The organism is Actinacidiphila sp. bgisy167, from assembly GCF_057707665.1.
On sequence record NZ_JBYIQP010000055.1, the window covers coordinates 1 to 22160 of the forward strand.

Annotated in this window: 15 protein-coding genes and 4 pseudogenes; 9 read left to right on the forward strand and 10 right to left on the reverse strand. The window is 70.1% G+C overall.

Annotated elements, in window-relative coordinates; genetic code table 11:
• From AC3ET4_RS20435 to AC3ET4_RS20445, 3 genes and pseudogenes are all read right to left on the reverse strand, one after another.
• Nucleotides 1–198: pseudogene (locus AC3ET4_RS20435) on the reverse strand (hypothetical protein); the annotation flags it as partial.
• A 90-nt stretch (nt 199–288) separates the two neighbouring features.
• Entirely contained in the window at nt 289–741 is a 453-nt protein-coding gene (locus AC3ET4_RS20440; RefSeq protein ID WP_431951418.1) for a hypothetical protein, read from the reverse strand.
• 459 nt (nt 742–1200) lie between these two features.
• Nucleotides 1201–1470: a hypothetical protein gene (locus AC3ET4_RS20445; protein ID WP_431951420.1), complete on the reverse strand. Its 270-nt coding sequence runs from the start codon at nt 1468–1470 to the stop codon at nt 1201–1203.
• Nucleotides 1471–1639: 169 nt separating this feature from the next.
• On the opposite strand from AC3ET4_RS20445, the gene AC3ET4_RS20450 reads away from it, so the two are divergent.
• The 3 genes from AC3ET4_RS20450 to AC3ET4_RS20460 all read left to right on the forward strand — a co-directional run bounded on the left by AC3ET4_RS20450 (nt 1640) and on the right by AC3ET4_RS20460 (nt 4781).
• A complete protein-coding gene (locus AC3ET4_RS20450; RefSeq protein ID WP_431951422.1) occupies nt 1640–2701 on the forward strand; it encodes a cytochrome P450 in 1062 nt (353 codons plus the stop codon).
• A 162-nt stretch (nt 2702–2863) separates the two neighbouring features.
• On the forward strand, nt 2864–3826 hold the full coding sequence (locus AC3ET4_RS20455) for a JmjC domain-containing protein (RefSeq protein ID WP_431951424.1): 963 nt from the start codon (nt 2864–2866) through the stop codon (nt 3824–3826).
• A 73-nt stretch (nt 3827–3899) separates the two neighbouring features.
• A complete protein-coding gene (locus AC3ET4_RS20460; RefSeq protein WP_431951426.1) occupies nt 3900–4781 on the forward strand; it encodes a GNAT family N-acetyltransferase in 882 nt (293 codons plus the stop codon).
• 595 nt (nt 4782–5376) lie between these two features.
• On the opposite strand, the gene AC3ET4_RS20465 is transcribed toward AC3ET4_RS20460, so the two are convergent.
• From AC3ET4_RS20465 to AC3ET4_RS20475, 3 genes and pseudogenes are all read right to left on the reverse strand, one after another.
• Nucleotides 5377–6264 carry an IS3 family transposase gene (locus AC3ET4_RS20465; RefSeq protein ID WP_431951428.1) on the reverse strand — a complete coding sequence of 296 codons (888 nt, stop codon included), beginning with the start codon at nt 6262–6264 and terminating at the stop codon, nt 5377–5379.
• Nucleotides 6261–6560, reverse strand: coding sequence for a transposase (locus tag AC3ET4_RS20470; RefSeq protein WP_431951430.1), 300 nt, complete (start codon nt 6558–6560; stop codon nt 6261–6263). The genes AC3ET4_RS20465 and AC3ET4_RS20470 overlap by 4 nt, the downstream gene beginning before the upstream one ends.
• Nucleotides 6561–6640: 80 nt before the next feature.
• Nucleotides 6641–8216: pseudogene (locus tag AC3ET4_RS20475) on the reverse strand (IS4 family transposase).
• Between the two features lie 169 nt (nt 8217–8385).
• On the opposite strand from AC3ET4_RS20475, the pseudogene AC3ET4_RS20480 reads away from it, so the two are divergent.
• The 3 genes and pseudogenes from AC3ET4_RS20480 to AC3ET4_RS20490 all read left to right on the forward strand — a co-directional run.
• Nucleotides 8386–8919 (forward strand): annotated as a pseudogene (locus AC3ET4_RS20480) (aminoglycoside phosphotransferase family protein); the annotation flags it as partial.
• Nucleotides 8920–8969: 50 nt separating this feature from the next.
• Nucleotides 8970–9106 (forward strand): annotated as a pseudogene (locus tag AC3ET4_RS20485) (IS701 family transposase); the annotation flags it as partial.
• 125 nt (nt 9107–9231) lie between these two features.
• Nucleotides 9232–10206: a GNAT family N-acetyltransferase gene (locus AC3ET4_RS20490; RefSeq protein ID WP_431951432.1), complete on the forward strand. Its 975-nt coding sequence runs from the start codon at nt 9232–9234 to the stop codon at nt 10204–10206.
• A gap of 278 nt (nt 10207–10484) precedes the next feature.
• Here AC3ET4_RS20490 and AC3ET4_RS20495 read toward each other — a convergent pair whose 3' ends face one another.
• Nucleotides 10485–12746, reverse strand: a complete 2262-nt coding sequence (locus AC3ET4_RS20495; RefSeq protein ID WP_431951434.1) for a heavy metal translocating P-type ATPase — start codon at nt 12744–12746, stop codon at nt 10485–10487.
• Between the two features lie 118 nt (nt 12747–12864).
• On the reverse strand, nt 12865–13092 hold the full coding sequence (locus tag AC3ET4_RS20500) for a heavy-metal-associated domain-containing protein (RefSeq protein WP_431951436.1): 228 nt from the start codon (nt 13090–13092) through the stop codon (nt 12865–12867).
• 381 nt (nt 13093–13473) lie between these two features.
• Between AC3ET4_RS20500 and AC3ET4_RS20505 the strand changes: the two genes are divergently transcribed.
• The gene (locus tag AC3ET4_RS20505) at nt 13474–16263 is read left to right on the forward strand and encodes a heavy metal translocating P-type ATPase (RefSeq protein WP_431951438.1); all 2790 of its coding nucleotides are present in this window, start codon (nt 13474–13476) and stop codon (nt 16261–16263) included.
• A 191-nt stretch (nt 16264–16454) separates the two neighbouring features.
• Nucleotides 16455–16685, forward strand: coding sequence for a DUF397 domain-containing protein (locus tag AC3ET4_RS20510; RefSeq protein ID WP_431951440.1), 231 nt, complete (start codon nt 16455–16457; stop codon nt 16683–16685).
• A gap of 266 nt (nt 16686–16951) precedes the next feature.
• On the opposite strand, the gene AC3ET4_RS20515 is transcribed toward AC3ET4_RS20510, so the two are convergent.
• Nucleotides 16952–19522 (reverse strand): cation-translocating P-type ATPase, encoded by a 2571-nt coding sequence (locus AC3ET4_RS20515; protein ID WP_431951442.1) that lies wholly within the window; start codon nt 19520–19522, stop codon nt 16952–16954.
• Nucleotides 19523–19976: 454 nt separating this feature from the next.
• Between AC3ET4_RS20515 and AC3ET4_RS20520 the strand changes: the two genes are divergently transcribed.
• Complete coding sequence (locus tag AC3ET4_RS20520) at nt 19977–20975, forward strand: phosphotransferase family protein (RefSeq protein ID WP_431951482.1); 999 nt, start codon at nt 19977–19979, stop codon at nt 20973–20975.
• 222 nt (nt 20976–21197) lie between these two features.
• Here AC3ET4_RS20520 and AC3ET4_RS20525 read toward each other — a convergent pair whose 3' ends face one another.
• Nucleotides 21198–22157 (reverse strand): alpha/beta fold hydrolase, encoded by a 960-nt coding sequence (locus AC3ET4_RS20525; RefSeq protein ID WP_488175948.1) that lies wholly within the window; start codon nt 22155–22157, stop codon nt 21198–21200.
• Nucleotides 22158–22160: the final 3 nt, after the last annotated feature.

The following is a 22160-nucleotide window of genomic DNA, read 5'->3' on the forward strand; positions in this document are numbered from 1 at the left end:
GGTGTCCGGTTTGTTGGTGATGTCCAGCATGGGGAGTGCTCGTTTGGGTTCGTCGCGGATCGCCCGGGTGGGCTTGGCGATGTCGTCGGCTCCGAGGGTTTTCAGGACACCGATGGCGAGGTTGCGGCCCGGGGTGCGGTCCCCGTGTGAACGGTGGAGGCGCCCTCGGCGGTGGACTGTGCCGGAGCGCGCCGCCACCTCAGTGGACGGCGGCGGATGCCGATGACCGCCAGCAGCGGGTCGGGCACCGCGTCGGGGTAGGGGCGCAGGTCAGCGACTCGGTCAGCGTCAAGCGGCCCCAGCTTCACCAGCACGGCGGGGACAGGAGAAGATATGGCAGCAGGCACGGGCCACCTCGTGATCATCGGGCTTCAGACACCACAATGACCACGAAGCCCGTGCCTGTTCTGCTATGCACCCCAACCGGTCACTACCCGACCAACCGCACGACCCCGAAACCTGCAACTGCCCTGCCGTCATGCGCCCCGGCCCGCGCCCGAATTCGAGCAGCCCCTGATCGGTGCGGAGTCCCATGGGATCGAGGATCCCCTTGGGGTAGTCCTCCCGGCCGGTGAAGATGTGTGCCACGCGGGTGATGTCACCGACGTCGAGCTCGGCCTCGGCCCTCGTCCGCAGGGCGAGCTCCGTCCGCAGCTCTCCTTGCCGCCCCACGGCTTCGGAGATCGCCTCGTCCAGCGCCACGGCCGCCATCAGCCGGTCTTCGGCGTCCGCGTCGGTCACTGGAGCGAACTCCTGGCCGCTGAAGCGCTCTTCGACCTCGGTGGTGCCTCTTGATCGACAGGAGTCTGGCGAGACCCGGCTCCTTGGTGAGCACGACGGCACGGGCACCGTGGGCGATGACACCGTTCTCGAGGGATGCACCACCGTCTGGAAACGAGCCCACGAACTCCCGGCCATCTCCTGACAGACGGCCACCACCCCGCCGAAGTAAGAAAGGAGGAGAGCGAAGCACCCCTCGGCTCCATGGAAGCCGACGCCCCCGCAGCGCATGCGAAGGCCTCCGACCCGACCGGCCGGACACATCAGGGCCTGACGCCGGACCAGCAGAACCCATCAGACCCCTACGGAATCGAGGTTGAACGACGACGTGCGGCGAGCAAGTCCGAGCGCATGCCCGTCGCGGCGGACTTCAACCAGCTCCACGTCGGCCCAAGGACATCAAGAACGGCTGGTCCGGCGTCAGGGAAACATCAGGGGCAGTCCCCTTCCGCCGCCGGGTAGGTTTTCATGAGGACTGTTCGGCCTCCAGTCCGGAATGCCGACCAAGGAAACCGATGCGGATTGCTTCGGCATGTCCGTGTACGGAGAAAAGGAAACGAAATGAAGATGATCCAGGCGCTCGTGAAGAAGTTCAAGCCGGCCGACAACCTGGCCAGCAACGCGTGGCCCTACCACGTCATCTGATGCGCCGCTGCCGATGGCGGCCGAGGCCGCGGCTCCGGCCGTCATCGGCGGCACCTTTTGATCCAGGCTTTCAACTGCCCTTGTCAGCGGCGGCCGCGGCACATCTGATCTGCCGGGTCGCTGCGGAGCGGCGGTTCTCCCCCCTTCGTGTCGGCGAAATCTCGGCGCGACACTGAGTACATTTTCGGCGCCACCCCGAAGGAGGCGGATTCGCATGGAGTCGAACCCAGTGACCGTGGCGGCTCATCGTCACTACGGAATTCGATACGATCGGCAGATCCAGGATCTGCTGACAAGAGAGACGAAGGTCTTCCGGGTCGACGGCACCATGGTCGGCGTATCCGACTTTCCCCTTGTATCTGCTGTCGTCGCGGCGCGCCCGGTGCTGGCCAAGGAACGTTCGGTCTTCAAGCCTGCCGCGGGTGCTGAAATCGGTCACGACAGTGCCACGCGCTCCATTCACGCGCTGGGCCGGGACGTCATGGCGGGTGTCGAGACGGCCCCTCCTCCGGCGCAGCGGCTGTCGGGTGAGTGGCCCTACGCCGCGTCCTCATATCTGCGAGAGTGGCTTTTCGCGTCCGACCCCCTGCCGATGTCGCTTTTGCGGAAGCGTCGGATCACCAGTTCCGACCTGCTTTCCCAGGTGGTCGACCGCGCGGTCACGGTCTGGCCGGGATCCGGCGGCGAAGGACGAGGGAGCATGCTGGGCCGGCAGATTGTCGACGCAGCGGACACCCGGGAGAGGCGGCAGGCCATCGCGCTCTACCGGCGGGCGACGGCCACCCTGTCCGATGGAGTGGCCGCGTTGGTCGCCAACAGCCTGTGGCTCATGGGACCGGAAAGATCTGACGTACCCAGAACGGAACTGACCGCCGTTCTGTGGGAGACGCTGCGGCTCCTCCCGCCCGCGTGGATGCTGCTCCGCAGCGGCGGGGACGTGTACGACGGACTGCACCCCGACATCCGCTCAGAGGACAACATCGCCCTCTTCCCGCTGCTGATGCACCGGGATCCCGACCACTGGTCTGATCCGCTGGAGTTCCGGCCGGAGCGATGGCACGGGGTCGGGGATCCGGAAAAGACCTCCGCCTTCATGCCCTTCGGCTTCGAAGGCGCTCGCTGCTGGGCCAAACACCTGGTTGTGCCGCTGGCCGAACGTCTGCTGAACGTCGCCCTGGACAACCGGATCACCCTCCACAGCCCCGAGCAGCAGACGCACATTCCGTTGCGCTCTCTGCTCTCCGTCCGGTTCACGGCGGAAGTGGCAGCGGCGTAGGCACGTGCGAGTGGCTGCGTGCACCGCCCTGGGGACGCAGCCCCGCGGCCCCGCAGCCTCACCCTCGCGGATCGACGGACACTCGACAAGTACCGGAAGCACCATGAAATCGTCCATGTTGGCCGACTGGGTCGGCGACATCGAGACCTTCGCTCTCCAGCAGTGGCAACGCCGGCCTTCGGTCTTCACACCGGACGGATTCTCCACGCCGTTCGATCTCGTCGAACTGGACGCCGCCTTCGAGGGCGGCCTCCTGGGCACCCCGTACGTCGAGATGGTCCGCGCGGACAAAGTGGTCGTCCCTGCCGCCGCTTACACCACCTCACGAGTGGTCCACGGCACGACCCATCACGGCTTCGCCGACCGCTCCAAAGTCTTCTCCCTCCTGCGTGCCGGTGCGACATTGCTACTGCGGCGCGTCGATCATGGCACCCCGCCACCAGGGACCTGGTCGCCCGCCTGTCGGAGGAAACCGGCCGACGCGTCGAAGCGTTCTTCTTCGTTACCCCCCCGGGCGGTCAGGGGCTTGCCGTTCACCGCGACGACGCCGACGTGTTCGTCCTGCAGGCAGCCGGAAGCAAGACCTGGTACGTCCACGACGCGCCGACGGCCCCGGACTGGGCACTGGGCGAACTCCCGGACGACGAGCGCTCCCCGCAGTTGCTGCGAACCGTCCTGAACCCCGGCAGCGTGCTGTACATACCCAGGGCATTCGCCCACCGGGCTGTGGGAGCGGCAGGACTCTCCGCCCACCTGTCGCTGACCATCCGCGATGTCTCCGTGCGGGATCTGCGGTTGGCCCTCGAAGAGCAGCTGACCGAAGGCCTCAGCTTGCCTGCACGCCCTCTGGGGGACGCCGCGATCGCCGACGCCTGCGCCGCGCTGCTCGAGCACGTCCGGGCGAAGCTCGACACCCTCACCGCACAGGACCTCCGACGCACGGCCCGTGCCCGGCAGGCGGAGCTGCCGGCCCCACACGTGACGCCGGAGATCCCGTCGGCGCGGGAGACCTTCGCCGACGCCGCGCACGACTGGACGGCCGCCCCCGGCGGCACCCAACCCGGCCCGGCTTCCGTCAGCCGCACCTTGCGGAAGCTGCTCGGCGCGGCAAGCCACACCCGCTGACGTACCCCGACCCGGTGCGACAGCGACCGGGTGCCTGCCAGCAGGGCCACGAACCGTTCGCCCAGGAGACGACATGCCTGCCAGCATCACAGCGCTGATCGACCCCGATGCCAGCCCGTCCAGCCGCAGACTGGTGTGGCTGGCGTCAGGCGCCGACGACACGCCGGTCGGGTCCGCATTCCTTCGCCTGTTCATGCGTGCCGGGCAGCACGATCTTGCCGACCTGCGGTTGCACATCCACCCGCAGGAGCGGCAGGAGGACACCGGTTTCCTTCTCCTTGACGCGGCAACGGCCGCCGCACGCGAACACGACCGGCGGCGCATCATCAGCCATGTCAGGGCCGGATCCTTGGGGGAGGCGTTCCTGACGGCCCGGGACTTCCGCAGAGTCCTGTCCCTTACCTCCGCCCGGCTCTCCCTCCGCGACGCGGACCCCCTGGCGCTGGGCAGGATCATGGAGGAGCCGCACCCGGGGTACCGTCTCGCTTCCTGGGAGGGCATGGTCCCGGACCCACTCGCCGAGACATTCGTCGCATCACGACACGCCATGAACGACACACCGACGGGCGGCGTCGACTTCAGTGTCGTTCCCTGGGACCTGGAACGCGTCCGAACCGCCGTCACTGCCGTCGAGAAGCGAGGTGACGTCCTGCACACCGTCGTCGCCATCGCCGAAGGAGACGGCTCCATCGCCGGGTACACCGAACTGGCCATCCCCGGGGGCGGCACCGGAGACGCCCAGCACTACGGGACCGCCGTCCTACCCGAACACCGCGGTCACGGCCTGAGCCGTTGGATGAAGGCAGCTTCCGTTCGGCACGCCCGTGAGCGGTACCCCCTGCTCGGCGGTCTGCTCACGGACACGGCCGACAACAATCCGCGTATCCGCCGGGTCAACGATGCTCTCGGCTACCGGCCTACGCACACCACGTACGAATACCAGCTCGATCTCTGAGGCCGGGGCTTTTACAAGGTCCGCTGCCGTCGCCCGCGGTGCTCCAGGCCCGGTGGGACAACCTCGCGTCACACCTGCGGCCCGGAGACTTCTCCCGGCGCGCATACGGGATCAAAACGAAGGGATTCCGCACCTACGACTGGGCCGTGATCGCCGGACCGAACGGGCGCCAGTACATCGTCCGCCGCACCATCGCGGACGGAGGACAGCGTGCTGGTCACCGCGCTGGCTGTCGCGGCTGATCCAGTGCGTTGACCACGAACGTTGCCGGTGTTGATCAAGCGGCTATGGGCCGCCTGGGGCGACCGGCACGGAGTGCAGTGGTCTGACCACGCCAGACTCCGGCGCTGGGCAGAGGACGGCACCGCACTGCACGATATCCTCGGGATGACCGCACGCTCCCGCCGCGCCCGCTTCAGCGTGCTGCTTGACAGGCCCCTCGTCATCTCCCTTGTGGTCCTGCAATGGACCCGCTGGCTCCAGCCCCGGCATGGCTACGGTCGAACCGCAGGGTGCCGCCGAACCGCCTTGGAATGCCCCCTGAACAGGGCTAATACCAAGGTGAAGTTTCCCCGTGATCTCGGACACGTGATCGTTATGCCGCGAGGGTGTGCTGGTGCCGTTGCCTGGTTTCGGCCGGGGTGAGGTAGCCGAACGTGCGGTGTTTGCGTAGGCGGCGGCGGTTGTAGAAGGTCTCGATGAAGGAGGAGACCTCGGCGCGGGCGGTGGCCCGGTCGGGCCACGTGCGGGTGCCGATCTCTTCCTTGAGTAGGGCCCAGAAGCTCTCCGCGGCGGCGTTGTCGAAGCATGATCCGGTGCGTCCGCAGCTCTGTCGCAGCCCCAACCTCCCTATGTGCTCACGGAATTGGGTCGAGGTGTATTCGCTGCCGTGATCGCTGTGGACCACGCAGCCGGGCTCGAGTCCGCCTCGGCCGTGGGCCATGTCGAGAGCGTCGACCACCAGCTCGGCGCGGTGGTGGTCGGCCATGGCGTAGCCGACGACCTCGCGGGTGGCCAGGTCCAGCCAGCAGGCGAGGTAGAGCCAGCCCTCGGCGGTGGGCAGGTAAGTGATGTCGCCGACCAGCTTGGTCCCGGGGTGCTCGGCGTGGAAGTCGCGGCCGATCAGGTCCGGGGCCGGCTTCGCCTTCGCGTCCGGCCGGGTCAGCGAGCGCCGTCTGCGTCGGGTGACGCCGCGGATGTCGCGTTCACGCATCACGCGGGCGACGCGCTTGCGGTTCACCCGTCGGCCCAGGCGGCGCAGTTCGGCGTGGATGCGCGGGACGCCGTAGGTGTGCCGGGAAGCGATGTGCAGCACGGTGATCTCGTGTGCGAGCGCGTCGTCGGCGGCCCGCCGGGCGCGGCGGGCGGCTTCGCCTTCGCGCCAGGCGTAGTAGGAGGAGCGGGCCACGCGCAGGACCCTGCACAGCAGAATGATCGGATAGTTCGCCTTCTCCGTGTGGATGAACCGGTACAGCTCGCTCACCGGTCGTTCTCCTTCACGAAGAAGGCCGTCGCTTTTTTCAGGATCTCGATCGTCTGCTGCTGTTCGCGGACCTCCTTGCGTAGTCGCTTGAGCTCCTCGCGCTCGGCGCTGGTCAGATCACCGGACGTGCCCTCGCCCTGGTCAGCCTTCGCCCGGCGGTACCAGCCGCGCAGGGACTCGGAGCTGATGCCGAGTTCCCGAGCGACCGCGGTGACCGTCTTACCCGAGGAATCGACGAGCGCGATCGCGTCCCGCTTGAACTCCTCGGTGTACCGCTTCGTGTACTTGCTTCCCACCTGGTGCTACTTCCTCTGGAACCTCAAGATCCCAGTCTCCAGGTGTCCACGATCAAGGGGAAGCTTCCAAGGCCAGGTAGTTAGGGGATTTCCAGCGGTGTCAAGGGGGTTGGGAGGGTGTAGGCGCCGGGGCTGGTCTTGATGATGAGGCCGCGGTCGGCCAGGCGGCTGAGCTGACGGTAGATGGACTGGACGGTGATGTCGCCGAGGCGGCGTGAGAGTTCTTTGGCGGTCCAGGCCCGGTCCGGTTCGGAGCGCAGGAAGCCGATGATTTTCTCGCTGCGGCGCTGGGGCGATGCCCTGGGAAGGGTGCGCTCGTCCGTGGTGGTCTTGGGGTATTGGCTGTGTTCGGGAGGGGGCAGGACCTCCGTGGTGAGGTGGGTGATCGGGGTGGAGTGGTCGGGGCGGCCGTCGTTGAGGCGCTCCGCGTAGCGGACGGTGGTGGATTTGACCTTGCGGGTGCTGACGCGTGGGCGGCGGTCGGGGAGCAGGGCGTCGAGGACACAGCGGCCGATCTCGGTGGCCCGTCCCAGGCCGCCTGTGGCGGGTGCGGCGAGGATGAGCTGGTCGCGGGCTGTCTGGAGGGCGACGGTGAAACCGGCCCGGTCAGGGTCGGTGCCCGGTCGGGTCTCGACGGCGTCGACCATGACGGTGCGCAGGAGCTGGTAGAGGGTGAGGGTGGCCCACATTTCCTGTTCGACTCCGGCTGGGTCCTTCGAGCGCAGGACGCGGCCGTTCATCATGGTGTGCCGTAGTGCGTAGTACGCGGATTCGTGTTCCCAGCGTTCGTGGTAGAGGGCGATGAGGATGCGGGCGGGGTGGCGTCGGGGGTCGGTGAGCGTGGTGATCAGTCGGTAGGAACCAGTGAAGGTGGTTGTGTCCGCGCAGGTCACGGTGATCGGGCCTCGATGACGCGGACGGCGACGGTGCCGATCCGGGAGAGGTAGGAGCCGTCGTCGAGGCGGGCCAGGATGGGGGTGATCCGGTTGGACTTGAGTCTGCCCAGCACTTTCGCGCCGGTGGCGGTCGTCTCGGCGAGGAAGTCGTTGGCGTCGAAGCCTTTGTCCCACAGCACGAGCATGTCCGGGGTCAGCAGATGCAGCAGGCGGCGGTCGTAGGCCGCCTCGCCCTCGCTGGGCGGACCGAAGGTGGAGCCGATCAGTGCCCGGGTGCCGGTCTCGACCAGGGTCATCCGCCGGAGCATCGGCCAGCCGCCGTGCCGGCCGAAGGCCGCCTGGTTCGCGCCGCTGTCGGGGAGCTTGATCGCGGAGCAGCCGTCGAAGGAGACGGTGCGGTACCGGCCGGCACCCCTGGGGTGGAAGGTTGGGCGAGCGGTCCCGTCACGGTCTCGCACACGGCCCGGATCGGGGTGACGCCGATACGCCGACGTAGATCGCGCAGGGCCTTCGCCGTCGGGTCCACCAGGGGAAACTGTCTCAGTGCGGCAGTGAGTTTACGCCATACGAGGCCGTAGCCGACCTCGGGAAACAGGCACATCGCGAGCACGAAGTACACCCCGCAGCGCGAAGGAAGATCACGGAGCCGTGAGTGCCGGCCACCGTGCTCCTCCAGCACGGCGTCGACCAGCTCCGGTGGCAGCAGAGCGCCCAACTCACCCAGGTGTGCGGGCGCGTACCGGCCCCGCGACGAAGCGATCAGTCCCTCTGAGACCCCGTCTGTCGTAGGTGGTGCACAATGTAGGGCCAACGGAGCTCTCCTGACTGCTGTCTTGGACGACGTGCAGTACAACGAGGGCTCCGTTGTATTGCTGCTGCGGACCTGCATGAACCCCTTGACAGCGCTGGAAATCCCCTAACTACCTGGCCTTGGGGAAGCTTCACCCCCCGGCCTGCCCCGGCTGCGTGAGCAGGCCGACGCCTGGGAGGAGCAGCTGTGCAAGGATGCCGAGGAACTGCCGCATGCACTTCCGCGCCAGGTGCTGGGCGCCGCGGTGGCTACCGTGAGGGAACTGGGCCGGGCCCAGCCCGACACCCTCATCCATGGCGATCTGCATGCCCGGAACATCCTGCGTGCCGGTCGGGAGCCGTGGCTGGCTGTCGACCCCAAAGGGTACGCGGGAGATCCCGCCTACGACGGCGGCACACTGCTCAAGTCCCGCGCGCTGGCGCTCTTCGAAGCGGATGACCTGCGCAAGGCCGTCCACCGGGTCTTGGACGTCTTCGCCGAGGCCGCGCAACTCGACCGCGGTCGCGTCCAGCGGTGGGCCCAGTTCCATGCCGTCCAGGCGGCGTTCTGGGGTCGCCGTCACGGTTTCCGTATCGCCCGCAGTGGACCGCGGCTGGACTGGCTCACCGAGTTCGCGGACCGCCTGGCGGAGTTGCTCACCGAACGCTCGTAGGTCGGGTCCGGTGGGCAGGCGAGTGCGGCCACCGTTCTGACGACGAGATGGTGGCCGCAGGTCACAGCATAGATCCCGCCCGGTGGCGGGAGGCGTTCGCTGCGGCCACGGGCCGCATCGCGGGCCGCTTCTCCCGAACGAACCCCGCCTGCGAGCCGGGCGGCTGGTGCTGGGCTTGCTGTCGGACGGCGGCGGCCGTCTTGGGTGCGACGGTTTCCAGGAGCGGGCGCGGGCGGTGACGTGGAGCCGGGTTCGGCCGGGCTCCGAAATTCGACTCGACAGCCCGCCGGCGTGGTTCCTAATGTTCACATCGTGGACTCACGATCCAGCACCCTGACGTGGCGACCGCTCACCACGGGCGACGCGAAGGCCTCAGCCGACCTCCTCAACGCCATCGAGGCCGAGGACAAGATCGGCGAGAACTACGACGAGGCGGACGTCCTCCAGGAACTGGTTGATCCGCACGCGGACTTGGAGCGCGCGAGCCTCGCCGCGTTCCACGGCGACGTGATGGTCGGCTACGTGAAGGCGACCTACAAGCCGACCGCCGAGGACGTACACCGGGTCATGGTCGACGGCGGCGTGCATCCGGACCACCGGCGCCAGGGTGTCGGCACCGTGCTGCTGAAGGCGGGGATCGCGGGCGCGAAGGCACTGCACGCGATGCATCAGCCGACGCTGAAGCTCGAGGTCCACGTCATGGCGTGCGAGCGCATCGACGGTGCGGCCGCACTCTTCCGTTCCCAAGGTTTCGCACCGGTCCGCTACTACCAGTTCATGGAGCACCCGCTCGGTGACGCGATCCCGGAGGCGGCGATCCCCGACGGGCTGCGGGTGGAGCCGTGGTCGGAGCGGAACGACGAGGAGTTCCGGATGATCCGGAACGAGTCCTTCAAGGACCACTGGGGTGCCGTGCCGATGCCCGCGGACGCCTGGAAGAGCAACATCATCAACCACACCTTCCGTCCCGAGGTCAGTTTCCTGCTCCGCGACGTGGCGAACGGGGCCCCGGCGGGCATGCTGGTGACCCTGTACTGGGAGGCCGACACGGTGGCCACCGGCGTGCGCGACGCCTACTTCATGCTCATCGGGACGCTCCGGGACTACCGCAGGCGCGGCGTCGCCGGCGGCCTGATCAGGCACGCGTTGCGCAGCGCCGCCGACCAGGGCTACGGGAAGGCCAGCCTGAGCGTGGACTCGGCCAACCCGACCGGGGCATCCAGGGTCTACGAGAGGGCCGGCTTCGTGCCGAAGGAGCGGCACGTGCGCTGGGCGCTGGACGCCTGACCGCCCCCACACGGGCCGACCCTCCCCGCTGACACGGGGGTTCACGCGTGTCCTTCCGACCGGGCGCACACGGCCGTGCGGAACTGGAGACGACGCAGTGCCGTCACGGCACGAAGGCCGACCCCGGCGCGGGGACGGCCCGGCCCACTGTCACCGTGTGCCGAGGCTGCTGCCCCGGCACCGCAGGGGCGGTCCTCCGGCAACGGCCTGCCGGCCGCGGGCCGGGGGGAGAGGCCGGGGCGGGCCGTGGCCCGCCCCGGCCGGTGTGGTGCCTGCGGTCAGTCGGCGGCGTCGAAGCCGCGCAGGCGAAGGCTGTTGCCGACGACGAAGACCGAGGAGAACGCCATCGCCGCTCCGGCGATCATCGGGTTGAGCAGGCCGGCGGCTGCCAGCGGCAGGGCGGCGACGTTGTAGGCGAACGCCCAGAACAGATTCGACTTGATCGTGCGCAGGGTGCGGCGGGACAGGCGGATGGCGTCGGCGGCGGCCCGCAGGTCGCCGCGGACCAGCGTCAGGTCGCCGGCCTCGATGGCGGCGTCGGTGCCGGTGCCCATGGCCAGCCCCAGGTCGGCCTGGGCCAGGGCGGCCGCGTCGTTGACGCCGTCGCCGACCATCGCCACCGAACGGCCTTCACCCTGCAGGCGCTTGACCACGGCGACCTTGTCCTGCGGCAGTACCTCGGCGATCACTTCGTCGATGCCCACCTCGGCGGCGACGGATCGGGCGACGGCCTGGTTGTCGCCGGTGAGCAGAATCGGGGTCAGGCCCAGGGCCCGAAGCCGCCGGACGGCTTCGGCACTGGTGGACTTGACCGCGTCGGCGACTTCCAGGACGGCCCGGGCCTCGCCGTCCCAGGCCACCGCGATGGCGGTGCGGCCGGCCCTCTCCACTTCCTCCTCGGCCCGGGCCAGGTCTGCGGGCAGGTCCATGGCCCATTCGGCGAGCAGGCGCCGGCGGCCGACGAGGACGGCGTGGCCTTCGACTATGCCCTGCACGCCGAGACCGGCGATGTTCGCGAAGTCCTCCGGCGCCGGGAGCGGACCGACCTTCGCCTCGGCTCCCTTCGCCACCGCCCGGGCGATCGGGTGCTCGGAGGCGTGCTCGAGCGCGCCCGCCAAGCGCAGGACGTCTGCCTCGTCCACACCGTCCGCGGTGTGAACCGCCAGCAGCGTCATCTGCCCGGTGGTGACGGTGCCGGTCTTGTCCAGGACGATGGTGTCGACCTTGCGGGTGGTCTCCAGGACTTCGGGGCCCTTGATGAGGATGCCCAGCTGGGCGCCGCGGCCGGTGCCGACCATCAGCGCGGTGGGCGTGGCAAGTCCCAGCGCGCAGGGGCAGGCGATGATCAGCACGGCGACGGCGGCGGTGAAGGCCGCGGTCGGGCCTGCGCCGTTGCCGAGCCAGAACCCGAGCGTGGCCAGGGCCAGGGCGATGACGATCGGGACGAAGACCGCGGAGATCCTGTCGGCGAGTCGCTGGGCTGCGGCCTTGCCGTTCTGCGCGTCCTCCACCTGCTTGGCCATCCGGGCCAGTTGGGTGTCCGCGCCGACCCGGGTGGCCTCCACCACGAGCCGGCCTCCGGCGTTGACGGTGGCGCCGGTGACCGTGTCGCCGACAGTGACCTCTACCGGCACGGACTCGCCGGTGAGCATCGAGGCGTCCACGGCCGAGGATCCCTCGACGACCGTGCCGTCGGTGGCGATCTTCTCGCCGGGCCGCACCAGGAACCGGTCGCCGATGGCCAGCTCCCCGGTGGGGATCAGCATCTCACGTCCGCCGCGCAGGACGGTGACGTCCTTCGCGCCCAGTTCCAGCAGCGCCCGCAGGGCCACGCCGGCCTTGCGCTTGGAGCGGGCCTCGAAGTAGCGCCCGGCCAGGATGAAGGCGGTGACGCCCGCGGCGGCCTCCAGGTAGATGTTGCCCGCGCCGTCGCTGCGAGCGATGGTCAGCTCGAAGCCGTGGGTCATGCCCGGCATGCCCGCGGTGCCGAAGAACAGCGCCCACAGCGACCAGCCGAACGCGGCCGCGGTGCCGACCGAGACCAGCGTGTCCATGGTGGCGGCGCCGTGCCGCAGGTTGGTCCAGGCGGCCCGGTGGAACGGCCAGCCGGCGTAGGTGACGACCGGCGCGGCCAGGGTGAGCGAGAGCCACTGCCAGTACTCGAACTGCAGGGCCGGGACCATGGCCATCGCGATGACGGGCACGGCCAGGGCCACGGCGGTGATCAGCCGTTGCCGCAGCGGCAGCAGTTCGTCAGCCTTCCCCGGCGCGTCCTGGCCGCCGTCGCCTGCCTGGCCGTCGGCGCGGGGAGGAGCGGGAGGTGTGGCGGTGTAGCCGGTGGCCTCGACCGTGGCTATCAGGTCGTCCACGGCTACGTCGCCGTGGTAGGTGACCTTGGCCTTCTCGGTCGCGTAGTTGACGGTGGCCTCCACACCGTCCATGCGGTTCAGCTTCCTTTCGATGCGGGCGGCGCAGGAGGCGCAGGTCATCCCGCCGATGGCGAGTTCGACCTCTGAGGTCTGCGGGACGGTGGTGGTCATCACTGCTCCTCGAGCTGACAAGAGGGATGGACAGGCTGGCGGACGAGGGGGCTGGACATGCCGGCGGGCGGGTCGGGCTTTCCCCGCGCGGGCGGGGCGGGTACGCGGAACGGCCGGTTCAGGCGGCCCGGCCGGTGAGCGCGTATCCGGCGTCGTCGACGACCTCGGCGAGCAGGGCGTCGTCGGGTTCGTTGGCGGTGGTCACGGTGACACGGCCGGTGTTCAGGTCGACGTCGACGGACAGAACGTCGTCCAGTGCGCCGATCTGCCGGGTGAGGGTGGCCTTGCAGTGGCCGCAACTCATGCCGGCGACGTCGTAGGCGGTGGTGCGGTCAGTGGCGGTCATGGGTTCCTCCGGACGACGATGGGCCCTGCGGACACAGGACCGTATACCCCCATGGGGTATCTTGGCTGGCCCCTCTTGTATACCCCCCTCCCCTATCCGCGCACAACCGCGTGGGGGCAGCGATGCGTCGCATACCGGCCACGCCTCACCCGCCCGGGGCGGCAGACAGCCGTCGGTCGATGTGCAACCGGTGCGTGAGCTGGCAGGCGAACGAGCACCGCTGCCGCCGAGCGAGGTGTTGCGCGTCCCTGCGAAGCGCCGTGTCGGAGAACCGCACGACACGGCCCGGCCGGCGTTTCCGGGTGGGCCGGGCAGCCTATGCCGGAGGAGGTGGGCCGGAGGCACAGTGAAAGGGGGAGGTGTCCGGAAGGCGAAGGTGCCATGGGTGTTCTCGACGTGATCGTGATCGTCGCCGCCATCGTGCTGATCACTGCGCTGGGCTGGTTCTTCTTCGGGCCGCGTCGCACCCGTGACGCCCGGCTCGAGGACGGCGTGCAGCGCGTGGAAGTGACCGTGCGCGGCGGCTACAGCCCCGATGTCATCCGCGTGCGCCAGGGGACCCCGGTGGAGATCGTCTTCGACCGGCAGGAGTCCGGGGAGTGCACCTCCCGCGTGGTCTTCCCCGACTTCAAGATCGGTGCCGGGCTGCCCGCGCATACGCGTACCGCGGTGCGGTTCGACCCCGACCAGGCGGGCTCGTACAGCTTCACCTGCGGGATGCACATGATCCACGGCACGCTCCTGGTCGAGCCCGCTGAGGGGCTCCAAGCCGCGCTCCCCTCCCCCGGCGGCGGCAGCACGGCGCCCCCCGGGCCGGTCCCGGCGGGCCCCGCGGCGGCAGAGCCCGCTGCGGGTGGCGGGCCTGCGGATCAGGGCCGCGAGGCGGCCGAGGCGGAGGCCGCGGATGCCGCCGAGCGGCAGGCGGAGATCGCTGACCTCACGCGCCGGGTCGCCGTCGGAGCCGTGCTGACCCTTCCGGTGCTCTTCGCGGTGATGGCACACGAGTTGTTCGGCGCCCCGTGGGTGCCGGGCCTGCTGCTGAACCACTGGCTGCAACTGGTGCTGATCACGCCGGTGATGTTCTACACCGGGTGGCCGGTCCACTCCATCGGCTGGCTGACCTTGCGTCACCGCGGCGCCGACATGAACTCGCTGATCACGTTGGGCACGACCGCCGCGTACGGCTACAGCCTGCTGGTGACGGTCGCTCCCGGCCTGCTGCCCAGCGACCTGCGCGAGGTCTACTACGAAGCGGTCGGTGTCATCCTCACCCTGATCCTGCTCGGCCGGCTGCTGGAGGCACGGGCCAAGGCCGGCACGGGTGAGGCCATCCGCGCGCTCCTGGGGCTGCGGGCGCGGACCGCCCGGGTGGTCCGCGACGGCGCCGAGACCGAGATACCGGTGGAGGACGTGGCCGTCGGCGACGAGGTGGTGATCCGGCCCGGGGAGAAGATCCCGGTGGACGCCGAGGTCCTGTCGGGAGCTTCGGCCGTGGACGAGTCGATGGTCACCGGGGAGCCGATGCCGGTCACCAAGCGCACCGGGGACACGGTGATCGGCGCGACCGTCAACGGCACCGGCTCTCTGCGGGTTCGTGCCGCCAAGGTGGGCGCCGACACGATGCTCGCGCAGATCATCCGCCTGGTGCAGGCCGCCCAGGCGTCCAAGGCGCCCATCCAGCGTCTGGCCGACGCGGTCTCGGGCTACTTCGTGCCCGCCGTCATCGCGATCGCCGTCGCCACGTTCGCGGTGTGGTTCACCCTCGGCCCGCCGCCGGCGCTGACGCTCGCACTGGTGTCCGCCGTAGCGGTGCTGATCATCGCCTGCCCCTGCGCGCTGGGGCTGGCCACGCCGCTGTCGGTGATGGTCGGCACCGGCAAGGGCGCCCAGGCGGGAATCCTGATCCGTTCCGCCGAGGCCCTGGAGAGCGCGCACAAGCTGGACACCGTCGTGCTGGACAAGACCGGTACCGTCACCGCGGGCAAACCCGTCCTGACCGACGTGCACACCACCGACGCCTTCGCCGAGGGGGAACTGCTGCGGCTGGTCGCGGCAGCCGAAGCCGACAGTGAGCACCCTCTCGCGCAGGCCGTCGTCAACGGCGCCCGCGAACGCGGCGTGACCTGGCCCGCGGCGACCGGGTTCGACTCGGTGACCGGCAAGGGAGTGCAGGCCACCGTCGAGGACCGCCCCGTGCTGGTCGGCACCGCCCGGCTGCTCGGCGACGTCGGCATCGACACCGCCGACGTGACCGCCCTCGCGGACGGTTTCTCTGCCGAGGGCAAGACCCCGGTGCTGGCCGCCGTCGACGGCCGGGCCGCAGGCGTGCTGGCCGTCGCCGACACCGTCAAGGACGACTCCGCCGCCGCGATCGCCGCCCTGCGCCGGCTGGGCATCGAGGTCGTCGTCATCACCGGCGACAACGCCCGCACCGCCGCCGCCATCGCCGCACAGGTCGGCGTGAGCCGGGTGCTGGCCGAGGTCCTTCCCGAGCACAAGGCCGACGAGATCCGCCGCCTGCAGAGGGAAGGCCGCACCGTGGGCATGGTCGGCGACGGCATCAACGACGCCCCGGCGCTGGCCGCAGCCGACGTGGGCCTGGCCATCGGCACCGGCACCGACGTGGCCATCGAGGCCGCCGACGTCACCCTCATCTCCGGATCCCTCGCCGGTGTCGTCACCGCGATCCGGCTGTCGCGGGCCACCATGCGCAACATCCGCCAGAACCTGTTCTGCGCGCTGATCTACAACGCTGTCGGCGTGCCCGTCGCCGCGGGCGTCCTCTACCCGCCGTGGGGCATCCGTCTCAGCCCGATCATCGCCGCCGCCGCCATGGCGCTGTCCTCCCTGTCGGTGGTCGCCAATGCCTCCCGCCTGCGGCGCTGGCACGCCCCGGAGCTACCGCCCGCCCCACCAGCCGCGGCCGTGCACCCGCACGTCGGATCCGCTGCCGACCGGTCCCGGCACGACGCGCGACCCGGCCGGGCGGCCGTCGTGGACCCGGTGTGCGGGATGCGCGTCGACCCGGCGACCGCGCCGGAGCGCCGTGACACCGCTGACGGCAGCTACTCCTTCTGCTCCCCACGGTGCGCTGCCGCCTTCGACTCCGCACCCGACCGCTACCGCACGCCCAGTGGTGTCCGTCGCGACGAAAGGGGCCACCTGCGCTGAGCGACGACGGGCCGGTGCGGCCCGGCTGGGAGCGGGGGCCGGCGGTTTCCGCCCGATGCCGGTCATGCCGGGGCCGGGCCGGCGGTTCCCTCGGCATTCGGGGGGCGGGGCCACCGCCGTTGCACAACCGGGGAAAAAGCGCAAGCGTGGAGGGAGGAAGGTACGTACGACCACTACCGCATGAGCCTGCCATGCACGCCAGAGAGAGCGACCTGTACGCACGCGACCTGACCCAGGCCAGCTGGGTCAAGAGCACCGCATGTCCCTATGGCTACCGCCCTCACTGCGTCGAGGTAGCAGACATCGGTGACGGAGCCGTCGCCATACGTGACTCCGCCCACCGCGAACTGCCTCCCCTGCGGTTCAGTGCGGAAGAATGGGCAGCCTTCCGAGACGGCGTACGCGAAGGCGAATTCGGATAGGACGACACGCCATCGAGGAACCGGGTCGGCGGCTTTCCTGCCGGCCCAAACCATGCCCGCGACTCGCCTCGAACGACCGACTCGCTGAATGTCCGCCCGTCGAGCACCCGCTCGCATGCCACATCGTGCATCGGCGCCGTATGACTCGTCGACCGAGGACGACCAGGGAACACCCTTCGCATTCTCTCCTCCGGCTGCCGAGCACGGCTGTCGGCTTGGCCTACCCCCGCGCCGGTCACACCGGCCGCCCGGGGCCGGGCGCTCGTTCACCGCGTCGGGAGAAGCCGGGCCTGGAGCCGCATGGCCAGGTACCCGAGAGCGGACAGGCCGCATGCGATGCCGAGGTCCTCCACGGAGAGCGCATCCGTACCGAGGAGCGCGCGCAGCGGCGGCAGGTAGACGCCCGCGATCTGCAGGGCGAGCGCCGCCGCGACGGCGGCCGGCAGGAAGGGGTTGGCCCAACTGCCGGGCCGGGCCCGGGACGCGAGGGCGACACCGAGCTGGGTGGCGCCCAGGACCAGGAAGACCATGGTCTGCCAGGGGCGTCCCGTGTCGTGGGCCCAGATGCCGGTGAGCAGCGTGACGGCCGTGACGAACAGGCCCATCAGCAGGATCCGCGGCCACAGCCCGGCGCCGAGCACGCTCTCGTCCGGTGGCCGCGGCGGACGGCGCATGGCGGCCGGGTCCGCGGGCTCGGCGCCGAGCGCGACCCCGGGCAGGCCGTGGGTGAGCAGGTTGATCCACAGGATCTGGGCGGGGAGCAGCGGCAGCGGCATGCCCAGGAACGGGCCCAGCAACATGACGAGGATCTCCGCCATGCCCCCGCACAGGCCGTAGAGCAGGAAGCGGCGCACGTTGGCGTAGACCCGGCGGCCTTCCTCCACGGCGGACACCACTGTGCCGAGGTCGTCGTCGGCCAGGACGAGGTCGGCGGCCTGCCGGGCGACCTCGGTGCCGCGGCGTCCCATGGCGACGCCGATGTCGGCCTGGTGCAGCGCCGGCCCGTCGTTGACGCCGTCGCCGGTCATGGCGACCACGTGCCCGGCGCGCTGCCACGCCCGGACGATGTCCAGCTTCTGCGCGGGGGTGGTGCGGGCGTAGACCCGGGCGCCGGTGGGTTTCCCCGAGAGGGCGTGTCCGACGTCGCTCCGGGTGGTCACCACCCCGCCGTCGGGCCTGCCGACGATGCCGAGGCGGGCCGCGATGGCGCCCGCGGTCAGCGGATGGTCACCGGTGATCACGACGGGGACGATCCCGGCGGTCCGGCACGCGGAGACGGTGGCAGCCGCGGCGGGACGGGGCGGATCGAGGATCGCGACGAGGCCGAGCAGCGAGAGCGGTCCGCTCTCCCAGTCGGCGTGAGCGTCGGACGAGGGGGGCGGGCGGCGGTCCCCTGCCGCGACGGCGAGCACACGGTACCCCTCGCGTGCCAGCTCCTCGGCTCTCTTGACGGCCGCGGCGAGCACGGCGGGCCCGTCGTCCAGTACCCCGGGCCGGAGCAGGACCTCCGGTGCGCCCTTGGACACCACGTGGCGTGCGCCGTGCGGCAGCCGGTGGACGGTGGTCATCCGCTTGCGGCCGCTGTCGAAAGGCACCTCGTCGACGCGCGGCAACTCCCGTGCGAGGGCCGCCCGGTCCAGGCCCAGCCGGGCGCCGGCGACGAGGAGAGCGGCCTCGGTGGGATCGCCCAGGGCGTGCCAGGCCGTGTCGCCGTCCGTGCCGGACGGCGGCTGCAGCCCCGCGTCGTTGCACAGCAGGGCGGCGCGCAGCAGGCGGGCCAGGTCGGGTGCGTCGTCCGCGGTGACAGCGGCGCCGTCCCGCACCACCTGCCCCGCCGGGTCGTAGCCACTGCCGCGCACCTCGGCTTCGCCGACCGGTGTCCACAGCCGTTCCGCGACCATACGGCCCTCGGTGAGGGTGCCGGTCTTGTCCGTGGCGATGGCGGTGACGGAACCGAGCGTCTCCACCGCCGGCAGGTGGCGGACGATGGCGTTGCGGGCGGCCATCCGCCGGGCGCCCAGGGCCAGGCCCAGGGTGACGACGGCGGGCAGGGACTCGGGGACGGCCGCGACGGCCAGGCTGATCGCGGTGACCACCATGAGCCTCACGGGCTGTCCGCGCAGCAGCCCGATCGTGAGGACCACGGCGCACAGCACGACGGTGACGGCGGCGAGGACCCGGCTGAAGCCGGCGAGCCTGCGCTGCAGCGGGGTCGGCCCGGATGCCGTGCCCATCAGTGAGGCGATGCGGCCCGTGGCGCTCGCGGCTCCCGTGGCGGTGACCACGATCGCGCCCCGCCCGCGGACGACGACGGTGCCCGACGCCGCCGTGCCACCCGTGTCCTTGCCCACCGGAACGGACTCGCCGGTGAGCGACGACTCGTCCACCAGCAGGGCCGCCGCCTCGACCACGTCGCCGTCGGCGGGCACGATGTCCCCCTCCCCGAGGAGCACCACGTCCCCGGGGACGACGTCCACCGCCCGGACACGGCGCTCCTCGCCGTCGCGGACCACGCGGGCCGCGGGCGCGCTGAGCGCGGTCAGCGCCGCGACAGCGCGCTCCGCACGGATCTCCTGGACCACGCCGACGGCCGTGTTGACGGTGACGACCAGCAGGATGACGCAGGCGTCCGGGATGTCGCCCGTGGCGAGGGTGAGCGCGGCGGCCGCGAGCAGGACCAGGATCAGCGGATCGCGCACCTGCCGCGCCACGCGACGCCACACAGGAGTCGGCGCCGGCGGCGCCACCTCGTTGGGGCCGTACCGCAGGAGCCGCTGCTCCGCCTCCGCCTGGGTGAGCCCTTCCAGGGCCGCCGTCGTGCCGTGGTTCGTTGCCACTCCCACAGGATCACCTCGCCCAGGGGCGGCCGCAGGTCGCGGTGACCTGCCCGGTGGAGCCGCCCCTCGCGGCCCCCGCGCCGGGACGGCCGCGAGGGCGGCAGGGGGCCGGGCCGCGGCGGCACCGCCGTCAGGCTCCCCGGCCCGGCCCGGCCCGGTCCGGTCCGGCCGCACAGCGCTCACTACAGCAGCCCGGTGTTGCAACGACCGGTTGAACTCGCCCTGGCTTCGCCACGTTCGGTAGGGCGAGTTCACCGGCGGCTCCAGGTTCGACGGTTCGCAAGGCACTTGCTCCGTTGGATGCGACAAGGCAACATTCGAGACGGCTGGGCAACGAGGGCTTCTGGAATTGGCGTATCCGCTGAGCACCAGTGAGCGAACCGCCCTTCATCACGCTATTCGGCTGACCACTGACCATTGCCAGAGGGACATCTGAACCAGGAGCATGGATACGATGCTCCGAGTGGACTACCGACCCATCGAACGCAATACAGGCGACTTCCAGCAGTCGATGAGCGCCAACGACATTCTTGCGGTCAGCCGCGCAGCTTTTGGCGCGGACACCGAAGTGCGCTCTGCGGTCGAGCTCGGCAACAGCTACTACAACAACACCTACAGGGTGGACATCGGGCAGGACCGACCGGTCATCCTGCGGGTTGCCCCCGAGCCCTCGCGGCAGGCTCGGGCGGACCCAGAGCTGATGCGCAACGAGTACGCCAGTGTGCCATTCCTCACGCCGGTGTCCAGCCTGCTGCCGCGCACTCTCGCAGTCGACTTCACGCACCAGGTGATCGGCCGCGACTACCTGTTCCAAACGCTTCTCGACGGGGCACCCGCAGTCTCCGCGCTCGGCTCCTACCCTCTGTCGTCGCACACCGCGTTCTACAGCGATCTCGGCGGCATCACCCGCACGATCCACCGGGTACGCGGGCCCGGCTTCGGCCGGGTCGCCGGTCCGACATACGAGCGGTGGAGTGACGCGCTGCTGAGCTGGTTCGACCTCGCCGCTGCGGATCTCAGTCACAACGGGCTCGAGGCGGGCGATATCGGCAGACTGATCGAGGTAGTCGACCGCAACCGTGCCCTGCTCGACGAGGTCACGGAGCCGAGGCTGCTGCACGGTGATCTCTGGGTCGGCAACACGATGCTGGCCATGGACGCACCAAAACCGACCGTAACGGGCGTATACGACTGCGACCGCACGTGGTGGGGAGACCCGGAAGCGGACTGGCCGATCTACTTGGCGCTGCGCAAACCAGGCAGCGAGCGGGACGCGTTCTGGGAGGGTTACGGCCAGGTCGGACAGACCGAGCAGGCCCGCTGGCGGGCCTTGGTGTACGAGGCCAAACACGCGACAGCACTGTTGTTGGAGTACAAACGTTTCGGCCTGCACGAAGAGCTCGGCAAGACCTACGCCGAAATCCGGGGCCTGATCACCCGGCTGGCCGCATGAGCTGCGCCTGCGGAAGAACGATTGCGGTCCGCGCCGGCGCGGGGGAGGCAGCACACCTGCCCACGACCTCCTGGACGCCGAAACGGCCCGCCAGAAGAACCGGGGGCCGTCAGGAAGGACTCGGGGGCAGAGGTGATCGACCCGGAGTACGGACCGGCCGTCAGCCGTCGTCGTCAGTCGTCAGTCGTCAGTCGTCAGTCGTCAGTCGTCAGTCGTCAGTCGTCAGTCGTCAAGCGTGGCCACGAGTTCATCGAGAGCCTGGTCGACCGATGTGAGGAGGATCGACACGTGCCCATGTCCCTCGAGCAGGCGCGCGGTTGCCCCAGGAATCCGCTTCGCCAGCCACTCGCCATGGCCGATGGGCGCCGCCAGGTCGTCGGTTCCGTGCCAGACGGTGACGGGCACCGCTATCTCCTCGACCGAGAACCCCCAGGGTGCGAGGTAGGAAAGCGTCTCGTCGACCCATCCGTCGACGCCGTTCCGCAGGCTCTCGGCCCAGCTCGCACCGATGTCTGCCGCCAACTCCTCGGTCGCGAGGGCTCGGTCGGCTGAAGAGAGCAGACCCATCAGGATCTCCCGCACCTCCCCGGAGCCGGCGGAACGCATTCCTTGAGCTTGCGCCTCCATCGAGGGGCGAATGGCCTCTTCGCCTTCCAGCGCCGCCCTGAACTCCTCCACGTTGTCCTGGCCCATTCCGGCGAAGAACTTCTCCCCCAGCTCCTCGTACGGGGCCACACTGCACATGACCGCCGCGCCGGTGACCCGTTCCGGCAGCCGGGCCGCGGCAGCCAGGGTGTGGGGGCCGCCACCGGACCACCCGAACTGAAGCGAACGGGAGGCTCCGAGATGGTCCAGGACGGCGGCCACATCACTCACCGAGTCCACGACCGAACGGCCGGCCAGGCGCGTGGAACCGCCGACACCAGGTCGCGAGAACGACACCAGGCGCAGCCCCCGCTCGTGTGCGGCGCGCTTCAGGAAACCGAACTGCTCTCCCGAGGTCGACGAACCGTGATGGTAGACAAGGGGAATCCCGTCGGAAGGCCCGGAGACCTCCACGTCAAGAACGCGTTGGCCCGGCAGGGATATGGTGAACACTTCCATCATCTCCAGTTGTGCAATTGACGTCGTTTCACGGAGAGGCGAATCCGTTGCGATGCGCGGTGTTCTCTGACGGAGCATTGC